Source organism: Sharpea azabuensis DSM 18934 (assembly GCF_000702165.1).
Lineage (GTDB): Bacteria > Bacillota_I > Bacilli_A > Erysipelotrichales > Coprobacillaceae > Sharpea > Sharpea azabuensis.
The window spans coordinates 1-4,270 of record NZ_JNKU01000077.1 but is presented as its reverse complement, the minus strand read 5'-3'; the positions used below and the strand labels follow the sequence as shown (position 1 = coordinate 4,270).

Below are 4,270 nucleotides of genomic sequence, written 5' to 3'. Positions count from 1 at the left end.
AATAGTAAGACAAATCATGAAAGATAATAATCTAGTAGTAAAAGTCAGAAAACATAAGAAGTATAGCTCCTATCAAGGAGAAATAAGTGAAGCGGCAAGGAATATTATCAATAGAGATTTTCATTCAGAAAAGCCCAATGAAAAGGTGCTGACAGATATCACAGAATTCTCAATACCTGCAGGAAAAGTATATCTTTCACCAATAGTAGACTGTTTTGATAGAATGATACCAAGTTGGACAGTAAGTACCAACCCTAATGCAGATTTAGTTAATAGCATGTTGGATGATTATCATTCTAAGCTAAAAGAAGATGACAAGCCAATAGTTCATAGCGGATCAGGGGTGCCATTACCGATGGCCTGGATGAATTAATAGAATGAATAAGTATGGATATACCAGAAGCATGTCTAAGAAAGGCTGTTCACCGGATAATTCGGCATGTGAAGGATTCTTTGGCAGAATGAAGAATGAGATGTTTTATGGCAGAAATTTTGTTGGAGTCACAATTGAAATGTTTATAGAAATTATCAATGATTATATCATATGGTATAATACCAAAAGAATAAAGGCATCGTTGGGCTATTTGAGCCCTATGGAGTACAGGCAAAGTCTGGGACTAATTTGAAATAACAAGGTTCAAGAATTTTTCCGCACCCTAATCTGACAATCCAGTGTGTAAGGCTAAAAGAGGAAGTAATACAGCTTTGAAAGGAAAAGAAGAGATTGTCAGATGATGTGGAGTTTTACAAGGGCAAGATTAAAGATATGAGTGATAGGACAGAGCTGTTGCAGGAAAAGGCTGATGATCTGGAGCGTGTGAAGAGATATGCAGGTGCAGAGCAGATTGATACGATTATTCGTAAGGAGAAGGAACAGGAGCGTACAGAGTAGCAGATAAGGCGGTATGACAGGTCTTATGGAACAAGATAATGGAAATAAAAATCGATATATGTAATTCAGAGCATAATTATTATAGCAAGGTTTATAGTTGTAAAATAACAATTGCAATGTTACAATAATTATAAGAATTATGAGGTATTTTTGCAATATTAGTTACATATTAATGAGTTATATTGATATTATTGATAGGAGCGAAAATGCAATATTATATAATAAGGCAAGTATTATTCACTTGATCGGAGGGAAAAAAGTATGGGAATTATACTCAATATTCAATTATCAGCATTTATAAATCATAGAATTGAACCTAATGCGAATAATATATCAAACTTAATGAATGAATTAAATTTGTTAAAACTAAAAGAATTTTTACCTAATATTACAACTGGACAGACTATTGATTTGGTAAAAGGGAGAATTGATACTATATCTAATCTTGCATTTGTTACAGCTGATAAGAGTGGTCAAATTATTTGTCAGGATGAAAGGATAGATTGCATATTTAATTTTAATCAGGATGATAAGTGTGATTTTGAGAGTGAATTAAAGAAACTTGAGAAAATCTTGTTATTAATTATGTCTGAATACAAGATCGTTTCAAATAGATTTGCATTAAATATAAATTTGTTAAGTGAGCCATATTTGGGAGAGTTACAGAATACAATATTTGGAAGAAGTGTTGTTTCTTTATTGAAGTTCTATGACAATAGAGAATTTAAAGAATGGTCAATGCGTGAAAATAGTTGGTATCCAATAACAATTTCTAATGAAGAAGATACGCTGAATGTAATTACAGAGTTAAGTATGGTAACAAATGATCAACAAAATGAAAAAAGAATTTTATGTCATATGGATATAAATACGATACCTGAAAATTCGGGATATAGATTTAATACAGATTCCTTAAATGACTTTGTAAAGGAAACAGGTGCCATTGCTAAAGAGATTAAAGCAAATTTTGAGGAGCTGAGTAATAATGTTGAATGATAATTCTGCAGTAAATAATATAAATGAAACGGAACTATATGAAGAAACGGAATCTTCATCATTGAATAAAAAAGTATCAGTATTGTTTTATGAAAAAGATAAATTTGATAGTACAGAAAAAAATAATTCTTTTCAAAGTGAAACACCCAAATTGAGGAAAGAAAATATTTCATATATCGAAAAATTAATCACAGAAGAAAAAGCATTAGCAGAACAAAAAAAATGGGACGAATTGGTGGCACATTTAACAGCGAGAATGACTAATGCACTTAAATATTTTTCTATAGAGGATTCAGAGGTTACTAGTGCAGAAAGGTTGGCAATTGAGATTGAAAGAAAATATTCATCTAGGATACTAGGAGAAGTACTACAAAACATATATGTTAGATACAATGATTACCCTAATATGCTAATAGGAATTTGCAAATCAATTGGATATTTTGAATTAAATGATGTTATGCCATGGGGACCAACTATGTTAGTCGGTCTATTGTCTCATAAAAATGAGAGTGTTAAGGAATATGCTGTTGCAATAGTTGAGAATTGGGCTGATGTAGATTTGTTGCCTTTGCTAAAAAATTTGGATTGTGCGTCAGTATGGTTAAAAGAGTATATTCAAGATGTTGTAAGCTATTTAGAGGAGTGTAATGTTTTACGTAAGGAAATTATCTAAAAAATCTAATTTATATAAAATCAGAGATGTTTCACTTGAAAAAGTCGAAGCAGATGTTTTAAAGCAGGAATTAGGAACATCGAGGAATACATTATCCTTTTGGAAATGTGATGATATGTCTCATCTAGCGGATACGATGAAAGCAATTATTTTGTCTACTACATCTATTGAAACATCACAATTTATTATCGTTGATGACGAATTACTTAATAAGTATGAGATATCAATTGATGAAACAGAATTAGGAGCAACCGGTTATAAAGGATTTGATAAATTGCATGTCAATTTTTGTGATTTGGATTATGAAAAAATAGGGGCAATTTTGAATATGATTCGCGAAATTTCTTCAGATAAAACGAGAATTCCAGAATTAAAACGAGAACAAGTAAAAAGCTACATAGTAGAAGTAAGAAAAAAAGGGCTTTTGGATGAAGAAGCAATAAGACCAGAATTGAAAGATGCAATAGATAGATATTGCTCATCAATAGCATGAAATTTAATCATGTTTGGCTCCTTTTTGGCTCTAAAAATTTGATGTGAGGGACACAAAAATGCAAAAAGAGATGAATATGAAGAATAAAACATACAAATATGTACCAAGAAACAGCCAGATAAATCTCTCCGCCCAAGAGTTTGAATAATGTACATGAGCCAAGAAATGCCGAATTGCGGCGTTTCTTGGCTCATTTCATGTTGTGTGACAATCAAATGACAATAAGTCTCAGTTACCTTCCGAAGCCGATTCAAGTATTATTTTTAAGTTAGTCATCATTTTTTTATAACGCAGAGGACATTTATCAGTTAGTAAGAAATGTAGAATGGTACTTTCATATTGCTTTATAGGTTTGGGGGTGCGGACAAATTCTTGGACCCGGAATGACGGGGAGGGATAAAAATGTCATTTACTGAGGAAGAGAAAAAGAAAGCACTCCAATTGTATGATGAGACAGGCTCAATTGCTAAGGTAATACATGATCTTGGATATCCAAGCAGGCAGAATATGTATACTTGGATTAAAAATCGAAATATTGAAAAGAAACACAAGGAATATAGTTTTACTAATTCACCAGACCATAGGATTCATCCATCGCTGGAAACAAAACTTGAAATACTTCACCGTTGCTTTGAAGAAGGAGAAGACATAAAATCAATATCAGAAGAATACGGATATTCAAGGACGAGTATTTATAGTTGGAGAAAGCTGTATTTATCTGGAGGTGCAGCAGCGATAATGAATAAAAAGAAAGATTTGCCAAGAGGAACTTTGATAGTTAATGAAGATGCTATAAGGGTTCCGATAATAATATTGAACTGGCAGCTAAGATAAGAGATCTGGAGCTAGAAAATGATATATTAAGACAGACAATAGAAATATTAAAAAAAGATCAGGGCATCGACCTGTTAAGGCTGAAAAACGTAGAGAAGAGAATGATAATCGATGCCCTAAGGAATAAATATGCATTGTCACTGCTTCTTGCAAAACTTCAGATATCCAAGAGCAGTTATTTTTATCAGCACAAGATACAACAATCACCTTATAAATATGAGGCAATAAAGGTAAAAATTATTAAATTATTCAAAGAAAATAAGGAAAGATACGGTTATAGAAGGATCCATTCACTACTGAGAAAAGATAATATCATTGTATCTGAAAAAATAGTAAGACAAATCATGAAAGATAATAATCTAGTAGTAAAAGTCAGAAAACA

At 31.9% G+C, this 4,270-nt stretch carries 6 protein-coding genes and 1 pseudogene; all 7 read left to right on the top strand.

All coding sequences use genetic code 11. The annotated features are described in order from the left end of the window. Positions 1-626 (top strand): annotated as a pseudogene (locus T529_RS13560) (IS3 family transposase); the annotation flags it as partial. A 140-nt stretch (positions 627-766) separates the two neighbouring features. Beyond that, positions 767-892: a hypothetical protein gene (locus tag T529_RS13650; RefSeq protein WP_274518644.1), complete on the top strand. Its 126-nt coding sequence runs from the start codon at positions 767-769 to the stop codon at positions 890-892. A 261-nt stretch (positions 893-1,153) separates the two neighbouring features. Continuing rightward, the gene (locus T529_RS0111445; protein WP_033163741.1) at positions 1,154-1,888 is read left to right on the top strand and encodes a hypothetical protein; all 735 of its coding nucleotides are present in this window, start codon (positions 1,154-1,156) and stop codon (positions 1,886-1,888) included. After that, entirely contained in the window at positions 1,878-2,561 is a 684-nt protein-coding gene (locus T529_RS0111440) for a hypothetical protein (RefSeq protein WP_033163740.1), read from the top strand. The genes T529_RS0111445 and T529_RS0111440 overlap by 11 nt, the downstream gene beginning before the upstream one ends. Next, positions 2,536-3,054 (top strand): hypothetical protein, encoded by a 519-nt coding sequence (locus tag T529_RS0111435; RefSeq protein ID WP_033163739.1) that lies wholly within the window; start codon positions 2,536-2,538, stop codon positions 3,052-3,054. Before T529_RS0111440 ends, T529_RS0111435 begins: the two co-directional genes overlap by 26 nt. Positions 3,055-3,456: 402 nt before the next feature. Continuing rightward, the gene (locus tag T529_RS0111430; protein WP_081823141.1) at positions 3,457-3,888 is read left to right on the top strand and encodes a helix-turn-helix domain-containing protein; all 432 of its coding nucleotides are present in this window, start codon (positions 3,457-3,459) and stop codon (positions 3,886-3,888) included. A 101-nt stretch (positions 3,889-3,989) separates the two neighbouring features. Beyond that, positions 3,990-4,270: IS3 family transposase (locus tag T529_RS0111425; protein ID WP_033163738.1), on the top strand; the 281-nt coding region annotated here is incomplete at its 3' end.